General features: G+C 67.0%; 1 protein-coding gene. It reads right to left on the bottom strand.

Features of this window, described 5'->3' with window-relative positions; translation table 11 throughout:
* Nucleotides 1-196 precede the first annotated feature (196 nt).
* Nucleotides 197-418 carry a hypothetical protein gene (locus G5B31_RS20970; RefSeq protein WP_165020122.1) on the bottom strand — a complete coding sequence of 74 codons (222 nt, stop codon included), beginning with the start codon at nucleotides 416-418 and terminating at the stop codon, nucleotides 197-199.
* Nucleotides 419-500 lie beyond the last annotated feature (82 nt).

Genomic DNA, 500 nt, shown 5'->3' with positions numbered 1-500 from the left:
GAATCCTAGCGCCCCAGCCAAATCCTTCCTGACATGACCGACACGGGACCCGCAAGGCGGGCGGCACCGAAGATCGGTTGCGGGTCAAGGGGGTGGGGCTACGCGGGGCCGGTTCTCCACCCCAGGGACTCCGGGTGGGTGGCGGGGAAGTGCCCCAAGCTATGCTCCAGGGCGCGCCGCTTATGGATCGGCTTCCTCACCTGCGGCGGCTGAGCGCGAACCAGATTGCGCAGCCCACCCCCGTGAACACCAGCGTCATCACCGGGAAGCCCAGGAAGACCGCCGCATAGCCGCAGCCGCCTTCGAAGCAGCTGCCGAAGACCCCGATATGCGCCAGCGGGTCGAGCAGCAGCAAGGCGATGCCGGCCGAGACCGCCATGATCAGCACGAAGACGACGACATTGCCCAGTATGCGCATGGGGCCAGCTTAACGCCCTGCCCCGGCCGATGCCAGATTGTCCTGCTTGGGGGATGCAGTTACGGTTCCGGGGTCCGAACGG

It is taken from the genome of Rhodobacter sp. SGA-6-6 (genome assembly GCF_011043545.1).
Lineage (GTDB): Bacteria > Pseudomonadota > Alphaproteobacteria > Rhodobacterales > Rhodobacteraceae > Pseudogemmobacter.
The sequence above is the reverse complement of the archived record's forward strand: the minus strand, read 5'-3'. Positions and strand labels throughout refer to the sequence as shown.

Excerpts from the sequence above, each read along its gene's own strand:
- G5B31_RS20970 (WP_165020122.1), bottom strand. The coding sequence starts at position 418 with ATGCGCATACTGGGCAATGTCGTCGTCTTCGTGCTGATCATGGCGGTC.